This is a genomic window from Azospirillum sp. SYSU D00513 (assembly GCF_017356015.1).
Taxonomy (GTDB): Bacteria; Pseudomonadota; Alphaproteobacteria; order Azospirillales; family Azospirillaceae; genus Azospirillum.
Genome location: NZ_JAFIQV010000035.1, coordinates 38,376 through 57,707 on the forward strand (window position 1 = coordinate 38,376; position 19,332 = coordinate 57,707).

19 protein-coding genes and 1 CRISPR repeat array (1 of these 20 cut by a window edge) are annotated in these 19,332 nt (G+C 69.7%); of the genes, 12 read left to right on the forward strand and 7 right to left on the reverse strand.

The window, feature by feature from the left end; all coding sequences use genetic code 11:
• Nucleotides 1–1,308: a CRISPR direct-repeat array (repeat unit 32 nt; unit sequence GTTTCAATCCACGCTCCCGCACGGGGAGCGAC) (it extends 1,111 nt beyond the left edge of the window).
• A gap of 381 nt (nt 1,309–1,689) precedes the next feature.
• The 4 genes from JUB11_RS23055 to JUB11_RS23070 all read left to right on the forward strand — a co-directional run bounded on the left by JUB11_RS23055 (nt 1,690) and on the right by JUB11_RS23070 (nt 5,489).
• Nucleotides 1,690–1,947 (forward strand): hypothetical protein, encoded by a 258-nt coding sequence (locus tag JUB11_RS23055; protein WP_207461130.1) that lies wholly within the window; start codon nt 1,690–1,692, stop codon nt 1,945–1,947.
• Between the two features lie 95 nt (nt 1,948–2,042).
• The gene (locus JUB11_RS23060; RefSeq protein ID WP_247887264.1) at nt 2,043–2,408 is read left to right on the forward strand and encodes a response regulator; all 366 of its coding nucleotides are present in this window, start codon (nt 2,043–2,045) and stop codon (nt 2,406–2,408) included.
• Between the two features lie 111 nt (nt 2,409–2,519).
• The gene (locus tag JUB11_RS23065) at nt 2,520–4,583 is read left to right on the forward strand and encodes an ATP-binding protein (RefSeq protein WP_207461131.1); all 2,064 of its coding nucleotides are present in this window, start codon (nt 2,520–2,522) and stop codon (nt 4,581–4,583) included.
• Nucleotides 4,584–4,676: 93 nt separating this feature from the next.
• A complete protein-coding gene (locus JUB11_RS23070; RefSeq protein ID WP_207461132.1) occupies nt 4,677–5,489 on the forward strand; it encodes a hypothetical protein in 813 nt (270 codons plus the stop codon).
• A gap of 51 nt (nt 5,490–5,540) precedes the next feature.
• Here the strand turns inward: JUB11_RS23070 and JUB11_RS23075 are convergent, their stop codons facing one another.
• The 3 genes from JUB11_RS23075 to JUB11_RS23085 form a co-directional block, all read right to left on the reverse strand.
• Entirely contained in the window at nt 5,541–5,876 is a 336-nt protein-coding gene (locus JUB11_RS23075; protein ID WP_207461133.1) for a hypothetical protein, read from the reverse strand.
• A gap of 120 nt (nt 5,877–5,996) precedes the next feature.
• Nucleotides 5,997–6,344, reverse strand: coding sequence for a hypothetical protein (locus tag JUB11_RS23080; protein ID WP_207459963.1), 348 nt, complete (start codon nt 6,342–6,344; stop codon nt 5,997–5,999).
• Nucleotides 6,345–6,552: 208 nt separating this feature from the next.
• Nucleotides 6,553–6,900, reverse strand: a complete 348-nt coding sequence (locus tag JUB11_RS23085) for a hypothetical protein (RefSeq protein ID WP_207461134.1) — start codon at nt 6,898–6,900, stop codon at nt 6,553–6,555.
• A gap of 294 nt (nt 6,901–7,194) precedes the next feature.
• Here JUB11_RS23085 and JUB11_RS23090 point away from each other — a divergent pair, with 294 nt between their 5' ends.
• The 3 genes from JUB11_RS23090 to JUB11_RS23100 all read left to right on the forward strand — a co-directional run bounded on the left by JUB11_RS23090 (nt 7,195) and on the right by JUB11_RS23100 (nt 9,070).
• Nucleotides 7,195–7,770 (forward strand): UbiX family flavin prenyltransferase, encoded by a 576-nt coding sequence (locus JUB11_RS23090; RefSeq protein ID WP_207461135.1) that lies wholly within the window; start codon nt 7,195–7,197, stop codon nt 7,768–7,770.
• Between the two features lie 122 nt (nt 7,771–7,892).
• Complete coding sequence (locus JUB11_RS23095) at nt 7,893–8,549, forward strand: carbonic anhydrase (protein ID WP_207461136.1); 657 nt, start codon at nt 7,893–7,895, stop codon at nt 8,547–8,549.
• 146 nt (nt 8,550–8,695) lie between these two features.
• Nucleotides 8,696–9,070: a hypothetical protein gene (locus JUB11_RS23100; protein WP_207461137.1), complete on the forward strand. Its 375-nt coding sequence runs from the start codon at nt 8,696–8,698 to the stop codon at nt 9,068–9,070.
• A gap of 52 nt (nt 9,071–9,122) precedes the next feature.
• On the opposite strand, the gene JUB11_RS23105 is transcribed toward JUB11_RS23100, so the two are convergent.
• Both JUB11_RS23105 and JUB11_RS23110 read right to left on the reverse strand, forming a co-directional pair.
• Nucleotides 9,123–9,605 carry a TIGR02444 family protein gene (locus JUB11_RS23105; RefSeq protein ID WP_207461138.1) on the reverse strand — a complete coding sequence of 161 codons (483 nt, stop codon included), beginning with the start codon at nt 9,603–9,605 and terminating at the stop codon, nt 9,123–9,125.
• Nucleotides 9,606–9,608: 3 nt separating this feature from the next.
• Complete coding sequence (locus JUB11_RS23110; protein WP_207461139.1) at nt 9,609–10,691, reverse strand: ATP-dependent 6-phosphofructokinase; 1,083 nt, start codon at nt 10,689–10,691, stop codon at nt 9,609–9,611.
• Between the two features lie 124 nt (nt 10,692–10,815).
• Between JUB11_RS23110 and JUB11_RS23115 the strand changes: the two genes are divergently transcribed.
• The 5 genes from JUB11_RS23115 (at nt 10,816) to JUB11_RS23135 (ending at nt 17,052) form a co-directional block, all read left to right on the forward strand.
• Nucleotides 10,816–11,016: a YdcH family protein gene (locus JUB11_RS23115; protein ID WP_207461140.1), complete on the forward strand. Its 201-nt coding sequence runs from the start codon at nt 10,816–10,818 to the stop codon at nt 11,014–11,016.
• Nucleotides 11,017–11,372: 356 nt separating this feature from the next.
• Nucleotides 11,373–11,840 carry a 5-(carboxyamino)imidazole ribonucleotide mutase gene (gene purE, locus JUB11_RS23120; RefSeq protein WP_207461162.1) on the forward strand — a complete coding sequence of 156 codons (468 nt, stop codon included), beginning with the start codon at nt 11,373–11,375 and terminating at the stop codon, nt 11,838–11,840.
• Between the two features lie 70 nt (nt 11,841–11,910).
• Complete coding sequence (locus tag JUB11_RS23125) at nt 11,911–13,017, forward strand: 5-(carboxyamino)imidazole ribonucleotide synthase (RefSeq protein WP_207461141.1); 1,107 nt, start codon at nt 11,911–11,913, stop codon at nt 13,015–13,017.
• Between the two features lie 150 nt (nt 13,018–13,167).
• Entirely contained in the window at nt 13,168–14,931 is a 1,764-nt protein-coding gene (locus JUB11_RS23130) for an EAL domain-containing protein (RefSeq protein ID WP_247887265.1), read from the forward strand.
• A 75-nt stretch (nt 14,932–15,006) separates the two neighbouring features.
• Nucleotides 15,007–17,052: a DUF4139 domain-containing protein gene (locus JUB11_RS23135; RefSeq protein WP_207461142.1), complete on the forward strand. Its 2,046-nt coding sequence runs from the start codon at nt 15,007–15,009 to the stop codon at nt 17,050–17,052.
• Between the two features lie 7 nt (nt 17,053–17,059).
• On the opposite strand, the gene JUB11_RS23140 is transcribed toward JUB11_RS23135, so the two are convergent.
• Nucleotides 17,060–17,500, reverse strand: coding sequence for a PaaI family thioesterase (locus JUB11_RS23140; protein ID WP_207461143.1), 441 nt, complete (start codon nt 17,498–17,500; stop codon nt 17,060–17,062).
• 13 nt (nt 17,501–17,513) lie between these two features.
• Nucleotides 17,514–19,190 carry a cache domain-containing protein gene (locus JUB11_RS23145; protein WP_211112600.1) on the reverse strand — a complete coding sequence of 559 codons (1,677 nt, stop codon included), beginning with the start codon at nt 19,188–19,190 and terminating at the stop codon, nt 17,514–17,516.
• Between the last annotated feature and the right edge of the window lie 142 nt (nt 19,191–19,332).

A 19,332-nucleotide genomic window follows, 5' to 3' on the forward strand; every position in this document is an offset into this window, starting at 1 on the left:
GGGCACGATGTTTCAATCCACGCTCCCGCACGGGGAGCGACCCGCTCAACCCCGCGCATCAGGTGATGCGGCTCGGTGGTTTCAATCCACGCTCCCGCACGGGGAGCGACGCCGGCTGCCGTCAGCTTGATGCTGGTCCGGCGCCCGTTTCAATCCACGCTCCCGCACGGGGAGCGACGGCACAACGGGATCCTTGACGGTGACAGCAGCGGTTTCAATCCACGCTCCCGCACGGGGAGCGACCACATGGTTCCTCGCCGCCTTGAGGGATGGCGTGTTTCAATCCACGCTCCCGCACGGGGAGCGACCCGCACGCTTCGGCATATCGCACACTTCGGCAGGTTTCAATCCACGCTCCCGCACGGGGAGCGACGGCCCAGCAGGTGCGCCACCGCCGGCACGCACCAGTTTCAATCCACGCTCCCGCACGGGGAGCGACGGCCAGATGGTCGAGCGAGCCGAAGGCCAGCCACAGGTTTCAATCCACGCTCCCGCACGGGGAGCGACGTTGACGTCGGCCTGCCAGCCCTGCGCAAAAGCGGTGTTTCAATCCACGCTCCCGCACGGGGAGCGACTACCTCCGGGGCGGCGCCCACGACCTGCTCCATGTTTCAATCCACGCTCCCGCACGGGGAGCGACCCGGCACCCGCCATGAGGTCGCGCACGTCCACGTCGTTTCAATCCACGCTCCCGCACGGGGAGCGACTCCTCGACTTGGTCGCGGGCATCACGCATGGCGTCGGTTTCAATCCACGCTCCCGCACGGGGAGCGACATCAGCGTCCAGCCGGTCCTGGCGCAACGCCGGGAGTTTCAATCCACGCTCCCGCACGGGGAGCGACGATGATGACCGGCTACGCTTCCACGATCTGCGGCACGTTTCAATCCACGCTCCCGCACGGGGAGCGACGTGGATCGGGCAATCAGATCTTCAGCGCCCCGCAGGTTTCAATCCACGCTCCCGCACGGGGAGCGACTATGCGACCCGGCGGGACCTGGGGGGCATGCTGCGGTTTCAATCCACGCTCCCGCACGGGGAGCGACTCGCCGCGTCGGTCTTCGACAGGAACATGCCCGTGTTTCAATCCACGCTCCCGCACGGGGAGCGACCCCTGCGCTGCCGGCCGCCACAATCACGAGACATGTTTCAATCCACGCTCCCGCACGGGGAGCGACCTAATCCTCACGCGCCGGGCGCCCGGCAACCACAGTTTCAATCCACGCTCCCGCACGGGGAGCGACCGGCGCGGTAGCGGTGCTCGGCGGGGACGCGCGCGTTTCAATCCACGCTCCCGCACGGGGAGCGACAGCCTCTGTCTATCCACTTGTCCAAGAACCAGAAATTCCCGCTTTCGCGCGAACCCCGCCTGCACAGCCTAACAGACCGGCGCTCCGTCCGCTGCCCCAATCCTTTAACCCATTGGAAATCCGGGCAAAATCGCCCCGCGTGAACCTCCCGGCATTTTCATGTCCGCTTGGGGTTCGCGCAACCTCGCCCTATTCTGTCGGAGCATCCCCAGGCAACGGCCCACCGCCCGCTCGGAACGACTGCCCAGCATGGCGTTGCCGCTCCTCGAAACAGGCGTCCAACCCCGGGCCTCCATTAACCTATGTTAATTTGACTCGAAACGGTCAAGGCTGCATCAATGGGTCCGATCATGACGGCGTGACGGCACGGGACATCGGGTTGTGGCGAGTGGCAAAGAAGATGAAGCGCCCCCTCCTCCAGCCCTTCCCGCCTTGCCGGCGGCGGCCGACCTCGCCGGCCTGCCGGCGGAGGAGTTGGAGCTTCGCCTGCAGGAAATCCGGGAATTGATCCTGCTGGACATCGAGGCCACCGCCGGCCATCACCTGCGCCTGCTCTTCTGGGAACAGCACGCCCTGCGGCGCGAGAAGGCGCGCCGCATGAGGTCCGGCGCGACCGGTCACCCGCCCCAGGCCCGCTGAGCCATCCCGATGCTCCACAACTTCCTTACCCGATTTCACACCCCATTCCGTATGGGACCTGCTATGCAGGCAACCGCTGTTCGCTGGCTGGATACATGATGGACGCTTCTCCGCACATCCTCATCGCCGAAGACGAGGATCTCGTGGCGCTCGCCCTGGCGGGCATGCTGGAAGACCATGGCTACCGGGTCACGGTGGCCCACAACGGGCTCGAAGCGCTGGAACTGGACGAATCGGACCCGGCGGCGCTGCTGGTGACGGACATGCGCATGCCGGTCATGGACGGCAACAGCCTGATCCGGCTGATCCGCCAGCGCCGCTCCGGCCTGCCCATCGTCGTGATGACCGGCTACAGCGACAGCATCCCGCGCGAGGAGCCGGGCCGGCTGATCGTGCTGACCAAGCCCTTCATGACGGGCGCGCTGCTTAAGGCCATCGAGAACCTTCTCCAGCGCGGCTGAAGCCAACCACGCCAAGGCTCCGCCATGCCCCGCCGCACACGGCGCGCGTTCTTGACAGGGCCGGATGCGCCCACTCTATGCTGACGCATCGATCTTTCCAGGAGCAGTGAAGTGCGGCAGCGTTTGCTCCTCCTCCTTGTTGGAATGTTGCTGCCGCTCATCGCGCTGGCGGCCGGGGGCACCGTCTTCGCCCTGCGCGAACAGCAGGTCCGGCTGCGGGACGAGGCCGTCCGCCGCGCGGCGGAGGTCCTGGACCGCGTCGAGCGCGAGCTGTCCACCCAGATCGAACTGCTGAAGGTCCTCGCCCGGTCCCCGGCCCTGGACCCCACGCCCCCGGACCTCGCCGCCTTCCGGGAGGAGGCGGTCCGCTTCAAGTCCGAGTTGCCCCTGTGGGACCGCGTCATACTCGCCGCCCCGGAAGGCCATCAGCTGTTGAACACGGGCCTGCCCCCGGACTTCCCCCTGCCGGCGGTCGTGGACAGGGAAGGCCATGACAAGGTCGTCGCCACCCGGCAGGCGATCATCGGCAATCTGGCCGGCCCCGGCCCCTCCCAGCGCAGCCCCAACGGGATGCTCAGCGTCCGCGTTCCCGTGATTCACGATGGGGCGGTCACCCACACGCTGGTCGCCACCGTCCGGCCCGACCGGCTCAAGGACATCCTGACCAGTTCCACCGGCCCCGCCTTCCGCGGCTTCCTGATCGACGGGGCCGGGCGCGTCGTCGTGGCGCCCAACGTGCCGGGGCGGGTCGGCGGGCTCGCCAGCGAGTCGACCGCGCGGGCTCGGGCTGAGGGGGGTGCCGGCGTTTATGACGGGGTGACGCCGGAGGGCACGCCCACCGTCACCGCCTACCGCACATCGGAGGCGACCGGCTGGTCGGCGCACGTCGCCCTGCCGCTGGACCTGTACCAGGAGCCCATCCGGCGTGCCGTCTGGCTGCTGGGCGCCGCCTGCCTCTCCACCCTCGTGCTGACCGGACTGTTCATCTGGCTGCTCCGGCGGGAAATCATCGCCGACCGGCGCGAGGCCTCCGCCCGCGAGCGCACGGCCCGGATGGAGGCGCTCGGCCGCATGACGGGCGGCATCGCACACGACGTCAACAACCTGCTGATGGGCGTCCAGGGCAACGCGGAGGTGCTGCGCCTGCGGCTGCGCGCCCACGGCCTGACCGAGGATGCCCGGCTGGAGCGCTGCCTTGCGGCCATCGACATGGCGGTCGAAAAGGGCGCGCGGATGATGCGCGACCTGCTGGTCTTCTCCCGCGGGGGGACCGCCGGGCAGGTCACGACCTTCGACCCGGCGGCGCGCATCCGCGACAATCTGGAACTGATCCGCCACTCCCTGCGCGGGGACATCGACCTCCGGCTCGACCTCGCCCCCGGCCTGCTGGTCCGCGTCGATCCGGTTCTCCTCGATCTGGCGCTCCTCAATCTCGCCGCCAACGCGCGCGACGCCATGCCGTCCGGGGGCACGCTCCGCATCCTCCTGCGCCGCGCGCCAGCCTCGACCCCATCCGAACCGCCTGCGGTCGAGCTGTCGGTGGAGGACAATGGCGCCGGCATCCCCGCCGAAAGCCTGCCCCATGTCTTCGAGCCCTTCTTCACCACGAAGGATCTCGGAAAGGGCACCGGCCTGGGTCTCAGCCAGGTCTACGGCTTCGCCAGCGCCGCCGGTGGGACGGCCAGCGTGGCGAGCACCGTCGGCGCCGGCACCACCGTGACGGTCCGCATCCCCGAGGCCGCCCCCTCACCCGCCCCGGAACTCCCCGGCGACGTCATGACCGTCCGCGGCCTGCCGCCCGGCCTGCGCGTCATCCTCGCCGAGGACAACGACGACGTCCGCCAGGTCATCGCCGACGTGCTGACGGAATCCGGCTGCGAGGTGCGGCAGTTCACCGACGCCGCCTCCGCGCTGGACGCCATCGGGCAAGGTGTCGGCGACGTGCTGGTTTCGGACATCCGCATGCCCGGCCCCCTGGACGGGCTCGGCCTCGCCAAGCGCCTGCGCGACGAGCGGGCGGGCTTCCCCGTCATCCTCATGTCCGGCTACAGCGAGATGGCCGCCGAGGCGGTGTCGCTGGGCATCCCGCTGATCCCCAAGCCCTTCGACCGGACCAGCCTCCTCGACGCCCTGCGGCGGGAGACGGCCGGACGCGCGGTTCCCGCCCTGCCCTGACGGCCGGAACACACCACCTTGGCCCGATGAGGGATCGCGCTTAGCCTTCCCCCCCGTACGGAAAGCGTCTCGCTGAACGGCACGCTCGCCGTCATGCGCCAGTCCACCGGCTCCGCCCCCGGCAGGACGGTCGCGGACCTGTTCGGCGTGACCACGATGCTCGCCCTGCTCCGCCGCGCGGAAAGCGGCAACACGGACGGCGAGGAGCTTGCCGGTGCCGACTGGACCCTGGAGGAGCGGCTTCGGTCGGCGCTGGCCCGCGCGCCGGCTTGGATGCGCGGTCGGAAGCGCGCAAGGACTGGGCCGGCCAGCGCAAGGCCGCCCAGGGCGGCATGCCGCGCGTCGCGATGGGCCTTGTGCAAGGGCCGCAGCGAGGACACGGACGGTGAAATTTTCGACGAACCGACGAATCATCTGGACCTCGACGCCGTCCAGGCGATCGAGGCGGGATTGCGCGCCTACGACGGCGCCCTGCTCGTGGTCAGCCACGACGAGGCGTTCGTCGAGGCCATCGGGATCACGCGCGGATTCGAATTGGGAGAAAAGCGTTGGGCGCCGGGTGACCGGGAGCGGTGGCCGCCTCCCTCATTGAAGGCTTCCACCGCTGTCCGGGCGCACCGTGCCAAAGGAGAAGGAGGCCGCGCGCTCTCGGCCGTTGCTTGTATGACGCTGGTGACGCTCCGAGTAAGACCAGCCGCGCACATCCGCCCCTTTCAGGGCTCCCCCGCGCGTTGGGAAGGGGGAGAATGGTGCGTCGTCACGGAACCGGCAAGGGGTGGCAGCACGCCGCCGGCCCTACTGGGCGGCGAAGCAAATGACGTAAAGGGTAACGATCACGGTGGAAAGGGCTGCGCCCTCGGCCAGGGACCAGGCAAGGCTCATCGGAAACTCCCTCGCGGAAGGTGACGGGAGATCCCGGCCTGACAGCCGGGTCCCCGGATCAAGCGGGCGTCGCGGTCAGTGGGCTTCGGCGCGCAAGCCGACGATGCCCGCGTCCGAAACCTGGGGAGCCGAAACCACCGGCGCGGCGACGATGGCCGAGGAGGCGGACAGGCCAAGCCTGTTGCGGGCGAAGCTCAGTTGGTCCTGCGCTTGGTCCTGGTAGCCCCAGGCGCTCAGCGACCGGGCGGCGTTCAGCGCCGGGACGGCGGCTTCGCGGGCATCGCGCTCGGCAAGCTGGCTGGCGACCTGCGCCTCGGAGAGCTGCGAGGCGAAGTCGGCGGCGAAGCTCGTGCCCGACAGCAGGGCGATGGTGGACAGCGCGGCGGCGGCGATCGTGGTGCGGATGGTCATGGAAGGTCTCCTTGAAGGTCGTGCCCCTAGGCGATGCGCCGGGGCCAAAGTGGTGGCCGGCGTTGTGCCGGCCGTTGAGGGAAGACTGCTGCTCGTTTCGGGACGGTAGGACCGTGGCGGTCAGTGCGCTTCGGCGCGCAGGCCGACGATGCCGTTGTCGCTCGCCTGGACCGCCGCGGCCTGCGGAGCGGCGACCACCGGAGTGGCGGCGATGGCCGAGCCGGAGAGGCCGAGCTTGGCACGGGCGTAGGTCAGGTAATCCTGCGCCTGACCCTGGGCGCCCCAGGCGCTGAGGGACTGGGCGGCGTTCAGAGCCGGCGTCACCGCCTCGCGGGTTTCGCGGTCGACCTGCTGGCTGGCGACCTGCGCATCCTTCAGCTGAGCGCCGAAGTCGGCGGCGAAGCTGGTGCCCGACAGCAGGGCAACGGTGGACAGGGCAGCGGCGGCGATCGTGGTGCGGATGGTCATGGAAGGTCTCCTTGAAGGGTGCGCCCCCTTGGCGGTACGCCGGGGGCTGAGGGGGTGGCCGGTGTCGTTCCGGCCGTGAGAGAAAGCTAAGAGTTCCCCGGTTCGGGATAAACTCTCAATACTGAAGCAGACTGTTCAGAAATTCGGAACAATTGAGCGGGAGCCTGGGAGGGAAGCGGCAGGCCCCCGCCGCTTGCGCGCCGGGCGGTCAGCGCGCTTCGGGGCGCAGGCCGGTGATGCCGTTGTCCTGCGTGGCCTGGGCTGCGGCGCCGGAGGCGACGACCGGCTGGGCGGCCTGGGCCTGGGTGACCGGCAGGCCCAGCTTGCCGCGGGCGAAGTTCAGGTACTGCTGCGCGCTCGCCTGATTGCCGGACCGGGCGTAGCCCTCGGCCGCGCTCAGGTGGATGGCGGCGACCTCGCGGGTCTCGCGGGCCGCCTCGGCGGCCTCGGCCTTGGCCTCGTTCAGCTGCGCGCCGAAGTCGGCGGCGAAGCCGGTGCCCGACAGCAGGGCGACGGTGGACAGGGCGGCGGCGGCGATGGCGTTGCGGATGGTCATGGTAAATCTCCTGTTCGGCCTCTCGGGGCCTTGGGTTGTTTGCCGTCGCCCTCATGGCGCCGGCTGGTTCGTTCTGCTGTTCGGTGGCGACCGTCGATCGCCGTGAGGGAAACATATGCCGCGATCGTGTCGTGTGCGATATTAAAGTGCGCGCTGCATCCGGTTGGCTGCCATGCGCATTCATCGTTGCCAAATAAATCGCCTGCGATGCATCGTGGCCGGTTCGCTCCGGCCGGAACCGTTCCGGCCTCCCCCACTGGACGCGCCGGTCCGGGCGCGCTACATCAGGCGGCCATGACCTCCCCCCCACGCCTCGTCGTCGGAATCAGCGGTGCGTCGGGCGTGATCTACGGGATCCGCCTGCTCGAAACCCTGCGCCGGATCGGCGTCGAATCGCATCTCGTGATCAGCCGGTCGGCGGAGGTCACGCTGGCGCACGAGACCGACATGAAGGTCGCGGATCTGCGCGCCCTCGCCTCGGTGAACCATGCGGCGGCCGACATCGGCGCCTCCATCGCCAGCGGCAGCTTCCGCGCGCTGGGCATGATCGTGGCTCCCTGCTCCGTCCGCTCGATGAGCGAGATCGCGACCGGCGTGACCTCCACCCTGCTGACGCGGGCTGCCGACGTAACATTGAAGGAACGGCGCCCGCTGGTGCTGATGGTGCGCGAAACGCCGCTGCATCTCGGCCATCTCCGCACCATGACGGCGCTGGCCGAAATGGGAGCGATCATTGCACCGCCGGTTCCCGCCTTCTACAGCAAGCCCCGGAGCATCGACGACCTCGTGGACCATGCCGTGGGGCGCGCGCTCGACCTGTTCGGGCTGGACACGGGAACGGTCCGCCGCTGGGGCGAAACGGACGGCTGAATCACGACTTTCGTTACAGGCCGGTTACAGCCCCTTGGATGGAACCCGCCCCTCGTTTATACCCCGTGCGGCAGAAATGGTCCGCGCGGGGCGGGCCGGCACCAGGAGAGGACGTTCGACCCATGACCGACGAACAGCGGTACGAACCCATCCGCCAGCTGCTGGCTGGCTTCAAGGCCTTCCGCGCGACCTATTACGAGCGCAACCCCGCGAGCATGCGCCAGCTCGTCAGCGAGGGGCAGAAGCCGCAGGTCCTGCTGATCGGCTGCTCCGACAGCCGGGTCGATCCGGCCCTGCTCACCGGTGCCGAGCCGGGCGAGCTGTTCGTCGTGCGCAACGTCGCCAACCTCGTCCCGCCCTACCAGCCGGACGGCCATTATCATGGCACCTCAGCGGCCATCGAATACGCCGTCCGCGTCCTCAACGTGCCGCACGTCATCATCCTCGGCCACGCCCAGTGCGGCGGCATCCAGGGGCTGATCCGGCTGCGCTCGGGCGAATCCATCGACGGCGACTTCGTGGCGCCTTGGGTGTCGATCGCCGCCGGTGCCTTCGACCAGTATGCCGACGGCCCCGGCCCCGACCAGTTCAAGGGAACGCCCGCCGAAATCGAACGCGCCGCCATCCGCACCTCGGTGGAAAACCTCCTGACCTTCCCCTTCATCCGGAAAAAGATGGAAGCCGGGGAGCTGGAACTGCACGGCTGGTGGTTCGACCTGGAGGAAGGCGCCATCTGGGCGCTCTCGCCCGACCACAAGACCTTCAGCCCGGTCGAGTAAGCACCCCCACGATTCGGGCAAGGGGGCCGGCGCGGCCGGCCTTCGAGAGGCCGCCAAGGGTTGAAGGGCGGGGCTTAACACAATTTTTGCAATTGCCGGGTGGAATGCCGTGGAGTTTATCCACGAACCGGACCGTCCACCCCTCCATGCCGAAGCTTTCCCGCCTTTTCGCGATCTCCCTCCTCCCGGCGCTGCTGACGGCGGCGCCCTCTCTGGCCGCCGAGGGGGGAGGCGGCTGCCCCTGGATGCAGGAGATCAGCGTTGATCTCGGCGGCAAGACCCTGACCTTCGGGCAGGACGCGCTGAAGGGGAGCGGCGAACCGGCGAACATCGACGGCTACCAGCTCTATCCCATGCTCGACCAGCTCAAGCTGCGTATCGTCAGCCCGCGCGGCCGCGAATGGGAAGTCGCCCTCACCAGCCTCAAGGCCGGCAAACGCTGCTCCGCCTTCTACGCCGGCAAGCCCTTCCTGGTGTCCGAGGACCAGCACATCTACGGCGGCACCGTGGTGACGCGGTAGGTGGCAGCGTTCGATCCCTCTCCCGGGGCAGGAGAGGGAAGCAGACGCTGCCTCACACCGCCCCCAGCACCACCTCCACCGCCGCCCGGTCCTCAGCATCCCCGTCCGGCAGCAGAAGCCCCAGGTTGGCGCGCGCCAGTTCCGTGCTGCCGCCCTGCCCCACCGTCAGTCCGGCCAGCGCGAAGAGCCGGTCCTGCTGAATGCGCTCGGCGGCCAGCTCCGCCGCCTTCATGCGGTCATACAGGCCGGCGTCCTCGCCCTTGACGCAGCGGCGCACGGCGCGCAGGGGACGGACCACCTCCTCGCGCCAGGGCCTTATTGCTGAATCGATGCGCTCCAGCTCCGCCCGCGACAGCGCCACGCCGCAGGCCCGCCCGGCCCAGGCGGCCAGCAGCAGCATGTTGACGTCGATGCCGCGCCGGTCCTGAAGGCCCAGGCAGGCGGCCGCCACGCCCGGACGGGCGTAGACCGCCAGCGAGAAGTCCCAGAGCGGGTTGCCGCCACCGCCACCACTGTTGTCGTCGCCGCCGTCCACCGCTCAGTCGCCCAGGCTGATGCCCAGCCCGCGCGCGGTCCGGACCAGCGCGCTGTCCAGTTCGACGCAGGCGTATTTGCGGATGGCCTCCTCGATCGGCACGTCGATGACGCCGCGGTTCGACCAGGCGACCATGCGGTCGAACCGGCCCTCCGCGATCAAGTCCACCGCGTGCACCCCGAAGGCGGAGGCGACGAGCCGGTCGCGCGGGCTGGGCGGGCTGCCGCGCTGGACATGGCCCAGCACCGTGACGCGGGTTTCCGCCCCGGTCGCGTCGGCGATCAGCTCGCCGATGTAGTCGCCGATGCCGCCATAGCGCTTCTCGCCACCCTGGAGGGCCTTCTTGATGCCGCTTCCCTCCAGCGTGCGCACGGCTTCGGAGACGACGACCAGCGCGAAGTTGCGGCCCGTGGAGCGGACCTCCTGGATCTTCGCGGCGATCCGCTCCACCGAATAGCTCACCTCCGGGATGAGGATGACGTCTGCCCCGCCGGCGATGCCCGCAGCCAGCGCGATGTGCCCGGCGTCGCGTCCCATCACCTCCAGCACCATGACGCGCTGGTGGCTCGCCGCCGTCGGCTGCAGCCGGTCCAGCGCCTCGACCGCCACGCCCACGGCGGTGTCGAAGCCGACCGACAGCTCCGTGGCACCCAGATCGTTGTCGATGGTCTTCGGCACGCCGACAAGGTTGATGCCGCCCTTCTGGGCCAACTTGCGCAGGATCGCGAAGCTGCCGTCGCCGCCGATGCCGATCAGCGCATCCAGCCCCAGTTCCCGGTAACCCGCGATGATCTCGTCCGAACGGTCCTTGACCGATCCGTCCGGCATCGGATAGGCGAAGGGGTCGCCCCGGTTCGTGGTGCCGAGGATCGTGCCGCCCTGGCGCATCATGGCGCCGTCGACCGTCTGCAGGTCCAGCGCCTGGGTGCGCGCCGGACGGTCCAGCAACCCCTGCGTTCCCTCCCGGATGCCCAGAACCTCCCAGCCCTGGCCCGCCGCCCGGTGCACCACCGACCGGATGACCGCGTTCAGGCCGGCGCAGTCGCCGCCGCTGGTGAGGATGCCGATCCGCTTCTTCGCCGCCATGTGATATCCCACTCCGCCGTTTCCGCCCGCACACCATAACCCCCGACGCGAATGGAGGTTTCGGCGTATCGCGGACGGTGAAATCTGTTATAGTCCGCGCCGCTTAGCCAGCGGACTTTCGCGGATGAACGAGCAAGAGATATTGAAGGACAGACTGGCCGCCCTGCGCGTCGAGCACCGCGATCTCGACGACATCATCGCGCGCCTCGTCGAACGCCCGCCGTACGACCAGCTTCAGCTTCAGCGGCTGAAGAAGCGCAAGCTCATGCTCAAGGACCAGATCGCGGTCATCGAGAGCCGTCTGCTGCCCGACATCATTGCGTGAAGCGCGCGGCGATGTGCGCCGCTCCGTCCCCTGCACAGACGCCCTTCCCGGCGCGATCAGTGCCAACCCACTGAACGGCAACGGCATTTCGCCCTTTTTGCCCGTTGTGCAGCGAAGCCGCTCAGCACGACACCGCACAACAGCCGCCGCACGGCCCCTCCCGGCAGGGCCGCGGCCTCGGCCGCGCCCCTCTGCACGCTGGACTCCGGGCACGCGCCTCATATAATGCGCCGCTTTCCGGACCTTGAGGAAAGCGCCACACCGTGCCCGCCGATACGAACGCCGCCGACACCGCCGCCCAGGCCACCGCCACCCAGGCCGCCGCCGCGGACCGGCAACCGCTGGTCGGCATCATCATGGGAAGCCAGTCCGACTGGACGACCATGAAGCACGCCTCCGACACGCTGGCGGCGCTGGGCATCCCGCATGAGACGCGCATCGTCTCGGCGCACCGCACGCCGCACCGGCTGGTGGACTACGCGACGACCGCGCGCGACCGCGGCCTCAAGGTCGTGATCGCCGGGGCCGGCGGGGCCGCCCATCTGCCGGGCATGGCCGCCTCAATGACGCCGCTGCCGGTCTTCGGGGTTCCCGTGGAAAGCCACGCGCTGAAGGGCATGGACAGCCTGCTCTCCATCGTGCAGATGCCGGGCGGCGTCCCGGTGGGCACGCTCGCCATCGGCAAGGCCGGGGCCATCAACGCGGCCCTCCTTGCCGGCTCGGTCATCGCGCTGTGGGACCCGGCGGTGGCCGCCGCACTGGACGCCTGGCGCGCCCGCCAGACCGCCGCCGTCGCCGAGGCGCCGGTGGACGACCCCGCCTGATCCGGCCGCGCAAACCCCCGGCCCCACCATCGGCCAGCCCATCCCAGATCCCGCTCCCCGAGGACGTGACATGAGCATTCCCTCCCCCGGCCTGCGCCCCGGCGCCACCATCGGCATGCTCGGCGCCGGCCAGCTCGGCCGCATGACGGCGCTCGCCGCAGCCCGCCTGGGCTACAAGGTTCATGTCTACGCGCCGGACGCGGCGGACAGCCCCTGCGAGCAGGTGTCGGCGGCCTCCACCGTTGGCGGCTGGGATGATCTGGACGCGCTGGAGGCCTTTGCCCGGTCCGTGGACGTGATCACGCTGGAGTGGGAGAACGTCCCGGTGCCGGCGGTCGAGCATCTCGCCCGCATCACGCCGGTGCACCCCGGTGCGGGCGTCCTGTCGGTGGCGCAGGACCGCATCGCGGAGAAATCCTTCGTCAACGGGCTGGGCATCGGCACCGCGCCCTGGCGCGCCGCCGGGAGCGCCGCCGAGGTCGCCCGCGCGGTGGCGGAGATCGGGCCGCGCTGCGTCCTGAAATCCACGCGGCTCGGCTATGACGGCAAGGGGCAGGCCCGCATTGGTGCTGACACCGACCCGGCCGAGGCCTGGCGCTCCATCGGCGTGGCCGATGCGCCGGACGCGGGCATCGTGGAAGGCTTCGTCACCTTCACCTGCGAGGTCTCGGTCATCGTCGCGCGCGGGGCGGATGGCGCGATGATCGCCTATCCGGCGGTGGAGAACCGGCACAAGAACGGCATCCTCGACCGGACCATCGCCCCGGCCAAGGTCTCCGCCGCGACGGCCGCCGAGGCCGACCGCATCGCCCGGCGCATCGCCGGGGCGTTGGACCTCGTCGGCGTGCTGGCGATCGAGATGTTCGTCACGCCGGACGGCGGCGTGCTGGTCAACGAACTGGCCCCCCGCCCCCACAATTCCGGCCACTGGACCATGGACGCCTGCCTGACCGACCAGTTCGAGCAGCTCGTCCGCGCGGTCTGCGGCCTTCCCCTGGGCTCGGTCGATCATGTGGCCGACGCGGAGATGGAGAACCTGATCGGCGACGACGTGCTGCGCTGGCCGGACCTGTTGGCCGAGTCCGGCGCGCGCCTGCATCTCTACGGCAAGGCGGAGGCCCGGCCGGGCCGGAAGATGGGCCACGTCAACCGGCTCTTCCCCAAGGGCTCGCGCTGACGCGAGCCGTTCGGACAGCCGGAACGCACAGGCGAAAGTCATAGGCCTGCGCTTGTGGCTTTCTTGCGACTTTTATTCGAATGCCGGGGAGGCTACCGTCTCGGGGACAGCTGGCGTGGCCAGCAGAACCTTTGAGCGATCCGGCAGGGCATGTCGACTGTGGCGAAGGGCATGAGGGGCCGGCCGGGCGATCCGGCCACGGCCGTGCTTGAGCCGACGGCGGCGCCCTCCGCCGGGGCTCTCCCGGCCGGGCAGCCTCGCCCTTCCAGCCGTGAACGGGACCGCTTCGTCGGTTTCGCCTTCGCCGCCGCCGACCTTCTGATCGAAACCGACACGCGCGGCCGCATCCTCTTTTCCGCCGGGGCGCGCTGCCGGCTGACGGCGGGCGACGTGTCGGGGCTGGCCGGCGGCAGCCTTCTGGACCTCGTGGCGCCGTCGGACCGCAAATACGTCCAGGTGCTGTTCGACCGCATCGGTGAGAAGACCCGCATCAAGCCGGCCCGCGTCACCTTCCAGGCGATCGACGGCCAGCGCTTCCCGGCCCTGCTCGGCGGCTGCCGCCTCGAATCCTGCCCGGGCTCCCTCTTCCTCTCGATCCTGCTCGCCTCCGGCCCGCGCGGCACCCACGAGGCCGCCGCCGCGGCGACGGGGCAGCTCCTGGACGGCCCGGGCTTCACCGGCGTGCTGGAGGACCGCATCCTCCGCGCCCGCGAGAAGGGGCTGGAACATGGGCTGATGATGCTGCTGGTCGAGGGGCTCCAGTCCATGACGGAGGCGCTGCCCGACGGGGCGGCGGCCGAGGTGCGCCAGGGGATCGACGCCTATCTGCGCGGCATCTCGGCGGACGGCGACAGCGCCGGGCGCCTCGCTCCCGACCGCTTCGGCATCGTGCACGCATCCGACATCGACGGCGAGGAGGTCGAGAAGCACATCGCCCGGATCATCCACGATGCCGGCGGCGAGCTTCCCGGCGGCATCCGCAGCTGGTCGCTCGACCTCTCCGACGACTCGCTGGACGCCGGCGACGCGGCCCGCGCGCTGGTCTACACGGTGCAGGCCTTCGCCTCGGCCCAGGACGGGGAGTTCACCATCTCCAATCTGGAGGATGGCGCCATGCGCATGATGTCCGACGCGGTCGAACGCATCGGCCGCCTGCGCGCGACCATCGAGAAGCGCGACTTCACCGTGGTCTACCAGCCCATCGTCTCGATCGAGACCGGGGAGGTCCATCATCTGGAAGCGCTGACCCGGATCGAGGGCGCGCATTCGCCGCTGGACTTCATCACCTTCGCCGAGGATGTCGGCCTCATCCACGACTTCGACCTGCTGCTGACCCAGTCCGTGCTCGACACATTGCGGCTCTACCACAGGGAGCCGAAGCTGCCGGATGTGGCGATCAACCTTTCGGCCAAGACGCTGATGAGCCCGCTCTTCCTCCAGCAGTTCCAGAGGGTGACGGAACCCTACGGCGACCTCGCCTCCAAGCTGCTGATCGAGGTGACGGAGACGGTCGTCGTCACCGACATCGCCCAGCTCAACGCCGTCCTCCAGACGCTGCGCGGGGCCGGATACCGCATCTGCCTGGACGATGTCGGGGCGGGCGCCACCTCCTTCCAGTCGCTCTACGGCCTCCAGGCCGATTACGCGAAGATCGACGGCACCTTTGTGCGCGGTGCGGCGGCCAACCCGCGCGACATGGCGATGCTGCGCTCCATGGTGGACGTCTGCCGCCAGCTCGGGCTCGACCTCGTCGGCGAGCAGGTGGAGGAGGAGGAACAGGCGGCTCTGCTGGCCCGGCTCGGCGTGCCGCTGGCCCAGGGCTATCTGTTCGGCCGCCCCTCGCGCGACTTCGCCTATTTCGCCAAGGACTGGTCCAAGGCCGGCAAGGGCGGCCGCACCGTCTGGAAGCGGTAGAGGCCAAGCTTCCGCAATCCGGCCTCAATCGGGCCGTAATGATAGGGGGCCGTTCAACCACCGGAGAGCCCCTCCATGACCCGCCGCCCGCACGCCCTCCTCGCCGCCGCACTCCCCCTCCTGCTGGCCGGCCCCGCCCTGGCCGCCGGGGAAGAGGGGCTGGCACTGAAGCGGGTCATGCTGTCCAGCGGCGGCGTCGGCTACTTCGAGTATGAGGCGCGCGTGTCCGGCCCGGCGGAGCTGTCGCTTGAGGTGCGCCGTGACCAGGTCGACGATGTGCTGAAGAGCATCGTCGTCTACGACGACCGCGGCGGCGTCGGCACCATCGCCCTGCCCGGCCAGGAGCCGCTTGAGACCGCCTTCCGCGAACTGCCCTTCACGCCCGGCGACCTGACCTCCCTGCCCGCCCTGCTGAACGCCCTGAAAGGGGCGGAGCTGCGCGCCGCCGGCGCCCGCGAGGTCACAGGCCGCCTGTTGGCCGTCACGGAGGAGACCGAACAGCTTCCCAACGGCGGCGGCACCAGAACCCGCCACCGCGTCGCCCTGATGACGGCCGAGGGGGTGCGCCAGCTCATCCTCGAGGAAGCCGACAGCCTGCGTTTCACCGACCCCGCCATCCAGGCCCAGCTCGACCAGGCGCTGGCCGCCGTGGCGCAGGGTGCGGCGAAGGAGCGGCGGCGCCTGACCATCCGCACCGCCGGAACCGAACCCCGCACGCTGCGCGTCGCCTATGTGGTCGCGGCACCCCTGTGGAAGTCCACCTATCGACTGACCCTGCCGCAGGCGGGTGCGGCGTCCGGCGACCTCCAGGGCTGGGCGGTCCTGGAGAATCTCAGCGGCGAGGACTGGCGCGACGTGGAGCTGAGCGTCGTGTCCGGCAACCCCGTGACCTTCCGCCAGGCCCTCTACACGGCCTATTTCGTGAACCGCCCGGAAGTGCCCGTGGAGGTTCTCGGCCGCGTGCTGCCCAAGCCCGACGAGGGTGCCATGGAGATGGTCGACGGCATGGCCGAATCCCGCGCGGGTGCGGCGATGGCGCCCCCGCCGGCCGCGGCACCGGCTCCGGCCATGATCGCCCCCATGGCGAAGCTGGCGGCCCCGGCGCCGCAGCGGCCGGCAGCGCCGATGGCCGCCGAAAGCGCGGAGGCCACGGCCCAGGTCCTGTTCCGCTACCCGCAGCCCGTGACCCTGGCGAACGGCGGCACGCTGATGATGCCGGTCGTCGCCCGCGCCTTGCCCGCCGAGCGCCTTGCGCTCTACCAGCCGGGGACGCACCCCCGCCACCCGCTCGCCGCCGTGCGGCTGAGCAACGCCGCCGAGGGCGGAAACGGCGGCCTGCCGCCGGGCGTGCTGACGCTCTATGAAAGCGTGGGCGGAGCCCCGGCCTATGTCGGCGACGCCCGCCTTGCGGCGCTGCCGGCCGGCGAGAGCCGGCTGCTGAGCTTCGCGGTCGATCCGGCGGTCACCATCGACCGGGAGGAGAAGCCCGGCGGCGCCATCACCGGTGCCAGCGTCGCCAACGGCGTGCTCCGCCTCACCCGCATCGAGCGGCAGTCCACCACCTACCGGATCGCGGCGGCCGGGGCCGAGGAGCGCACCGTGCTGATCGAACACCCGCGCCGGCACGGCTGGACGCTCGTGGAGCCCGCCGGCACGCCGCCCGAGGCCACGGCCGACGCCTACCGGCTGCCGGTCAAGGTGACCGGCGGGCGGATCGCGGCCCTGGCCGTCGTCCTGGAGCGGCCGGAGATCGACCGCATCATCCTGACCGATCTCGCCCCCGGCCAGATCGAGCAGTATGCCTCGGCCACCGAACTTCCGGCGGCCATGCGCGAGGCCATGACCCGCCTCGCCGGCCTGCGCGCCACTCTCTCCGACGCGGAAGGCCGCGTTGCGGCGCTGGAGCAGTCCCAGTCCGAACTGGTCGGCGAACAGGAACGCCTGCGCGAGAACCTTGGCACGCTGCCGCAGGACAGCGACCTCTACAAGCGCACGCTCGACAAGATGGGCGAGGCGGAAACCGGCCTGGACGGGCTTGCCCGCGACATCGCCGCCGCGCGCCGGGAGATCGAGGCCGCCCGCAAGACTCTGGCGGAGCAGGTCCGGACGATGCGCTTCTGACCGGCGGTCAGCTCGACGGCAGGCAGATGAGGGTCTGCTGCATGACCGCGCAGTCCTTCTCCACCCCGCCGTCGAGCATCGACACCTCGACCGAGACGACGGTCAGCGTGCGGCCGGGCTTCAGCACGCGGGCGCGGGCGATCATCGCTTCCCCCTTTGCGGGGGACATCAGGTTCACCTTGAACTCGACCGCCAGCACCTCGCTGCCCGCCGGCATCAGCGTGTAGCCGGCGAAACCGCCGGCATTGTCGGCCAGCGTCGTGACCATGCCAGCGTGGAAGAATCCGTGCTGCTGCGTCAGGTCGGCCCGGAAGGGCATGCGCATCTCGCAGAAGCCCGGCTCCAGCCCGGTCAGCTCGATTCCCAACGTCCGCATGATTGGCTGGAGATCCACCTTGGCGCGGCAGCGCGCCTCCCAATCCGGGTCGCGGGGCTCGAAGGTCTTCATGGAGGGTCTGTCCTCAGGCTGCGCGGACCGTCGCGACGAAGGTTTCCACTTCGCCCTTCAGCCTTTCGGCATCGCGCGACAGGCTCGATGCTGCACCAAGCACCTGGCTCGCCGCAACCCCGGTTTCCGTCGCCGCGTGGCTCACGCCGCCGATGCTGCCCAGCACTTCGCGGGTGCCCAGGGCTGCCTGCTGGATGCTCCCGGCGATGTCCCGGGTGGCGCCCTCCTGCTGCTCAACCGCGGCCGCGATGGCCGAAGCGATCCCGTGCAGCCGTTCGATGGTCCGGCCGATGTTGACGATGGCGTCCTGGGCGCCGCCGGTGGCACCCTGGATCTCCATGACCTTGGCCTGAATTTCCTCCGTCGCGCGGGCCGTCTGGTTGGCGAGCGCCTTGACCTCCGACGCCACGACCGCGAAGCCCTTGCCGGCCTCTCCCGCGCGCGCCGCCTCGATGGTCGCGTTCAGCGCAAGGAGGTTGGTCTGGGTGGCGATGTCGTTGATCAGCCGCACCACGTCGCCGATCTCGCGTGACGCCTCGACGAGGCCGGTGATGATGTCCGCCGTCCGGGTCGCCTCGCGCACCGCCGTGGCGGAGATCTCGGCGGAACTGGACACCTGACGGCCGATCTCGGCGATGGAGGCCGACATCTCCTCGGTCGCGGAGGCGACCGTGCCGACATTCGCGGAGGCCTGCTCCGACGCCGCCGTGACGGCGCCGGCCTGATGGCTGGTCTGGGTGGCGATGGCCGACATGGAGGAGGCGGATGCCTGCATCTCCGTCGCGGCGGATGCGAGCGTCTCCGACAACTCCTTCACGCTAGCCTCGAACTGGTCGGCCAGACGTGCCATTTCCGCTTTCCGCGCCTTCTCCGCGCGCCGTTTCGCGCTTTCCTGCTCGGTCCGCAGGCGCTCCATGGCGACGGCATTGTCCTTGAAGACCTGAACCGCCTGCGCCATCCGGCCGATCTCGTCGGCCCTCGCGGCCCAGGGGATCTCGACCGACAGGTCGCCGGTGGCAAGCCTTTCCATCGCGGTCCGCATCCCGGCCAACGGGCTGAACAGAACACGTCCGGCCAGGAAGCAGCCGCCGGCCACCACGAGGACGATGATCGCGCTCAGGCCGGCGATCCGCTGTTCGAGTCCTTCCACGGCACTGAAGAACTCGGCACTCGGGATGCCGACATAGAGCACGCCGATGACCTTGCCGGAAGCGTCCCTGATCGGATCGTAGGCGGTGAAGAAGGGCGTTCCCATGATGTCCGCCTCGCCCCGGTAGGGCACGCCACGGACGAGCACGGCATCGTACACCGGCCCCTGCGCGAGCCTGGTTCCCACGGCCCGGCTGCCGTCCGGCCTCATCACGTTGGTCGTGATCCGCAGATCGCCCATGAAGACCGTCGCGGTCCCGCCGACAAGCTCCCTCACGCGGTCGACCGGTTCGGAGAGGTCGTTCAACGGGACGTCGCCCGCATAGAGCCTGCCGGCGTCCACCCGGAACTCCCGCCCGTACTGGCGCAGCACGTCCCAGGCAACGCGCATATTGGATTCCTGCCGTTCCTGCGCCTGGAATTTTGCATGATCACTCAGGACAAGGCCGCTCACGAAATAGATGGTCGTGGCGAGAATGACCAGCGAGCCCATTACCATGGCCGTCACTTTGGCAGACAGGGAAATCCTATTCAGGTTCATCAGTATCCTCGGACTTCATTCGGCAGGAACCACGGCGTTTTCTCATGGCGTTGGATCAGCAAGAGTATTTAACGTCTTTCTGCTCCGCTGCCACGGGCCGCCATCAGTTCAGAGCGAGCCAGCATGTTGATGTGTAAATCAG

Excerpts from the sequence above, each read along its gene's own strand:
- JUB11_RS23060 (WP_247887264.1), top strand. The coding sequence starts at position 2,043 with ATGATGGACGCTTCTCCGCACATCCTCATCGCCGAAGACGAGGATCTC.
- JUB11_RS23070 (WP_207461132.1), top strand. The coding sequence starts at position 4,677 with ATGCGCCAGTCCACCGGCTCCGCCCCCGGCAGGACGGTCGCGGACCTG.
- JUB11_RS23075 (WP_207461133.1), bottom strand. The coding sequence starts at position 5,876 with ATGACCATCCGCACCACGATCGCCGCCGCCGCGCTGTCCACCATCGCC.
- JUB11_RS23080 (WP_207459963.1), bottom strand. The coding sequence starts at position 6,344 with ATGACCATCCGCACCACGATCGCCGCCGCTGCCCTGTCCACCGTTGCC.
- JUB11_RS23085 (WP_207461134.1), bottom strand. The coding sequence starts at position 6,900 with ATGACCATCCGCAACGCCATCGCCGCCGCCGCCCTGTCCACCGTCGCC.
- JUB11_RS23090 (WP_207461135.1), top strand. The coding sequence starts at position 7,195 with ATGACCTCCCCCCCACGCCTCGTCGTCGGAATCAGCGGTGCGTCGGGC.
- JUB11_RS23095 (WP_207461136.1), top strand. The coding sequence starts at position 7,893 with ATGACCGACGAACAGCGGTACGAACCCATCCGCCAGCTGCTGGCTGGC.
- JUB11_RS23100 (WP_207461137.1), top strand. The coding sequence starts at position 8,696 with ATGCCGAAGCTTTCCCGCCTTTTCGCGATCTCCCTCCTCCCGGCGCTG.
- JUB11_RS23110 (WP_207461139.1), bottom strand. The coding sequence starts at position 10,691 with ATGGCGGCGAAGAAGCGGATCGGCATCCTCACCAGCGGCGGCGACTGC.
- JUB11_RS23115 (WP_207461140.1), top strand. The coding sequence starts at position 10,816 with ATGAACGAGCAAGAGATATTGAAGGACAGACTGGCCGCCCTGCGCGTC.
- purE (WP_207461162.1), top strand. The coding sequence starts at position 11,373 with ATGGGAAGCCAGTCCGACTGGACGACCATGAAGCACGCCTCCGACACG.
- JUB11_RS23125 (WP_207461141.1), top strand. The coding sequence starts at position 11,911 with ATGAGCATTCCCTCCCCCGGCCTGCGCCCCGGCGCCACCATCGGCATG.
- JUB11_RS23130 (WP_247887265.1), top strand. The coding sequence starts at position 13,168 with ATGTCGACTGTGGCGAAGGGCATGAGGGGCCGGCCGGGCGATCCGGCC.
- JUB11_RS23135 (WP_207461142.1), top strand. The coding sequence starts at position 15,007 with ATGACCCGCCGCCCGCACGCCCTCCTCGCCGCCGCACTCCCCCTCCTG.
- JUB11_RS23140 (WP_207461143.1), bottom strand. The coding sequence starts at position 17,500 with ATGAAGACCTTCGAGCCCCGCGACCCGGATTGGGAGGCGCGCTGCCGC.
- JUB11_RS23145 (WP_211112600.1), bottom strand. The coding sequence starts at position 19,190 with ATGAACCTGAATAGGATTTCCCTGTCTGCCAAAGTGACGGCCATGGTA.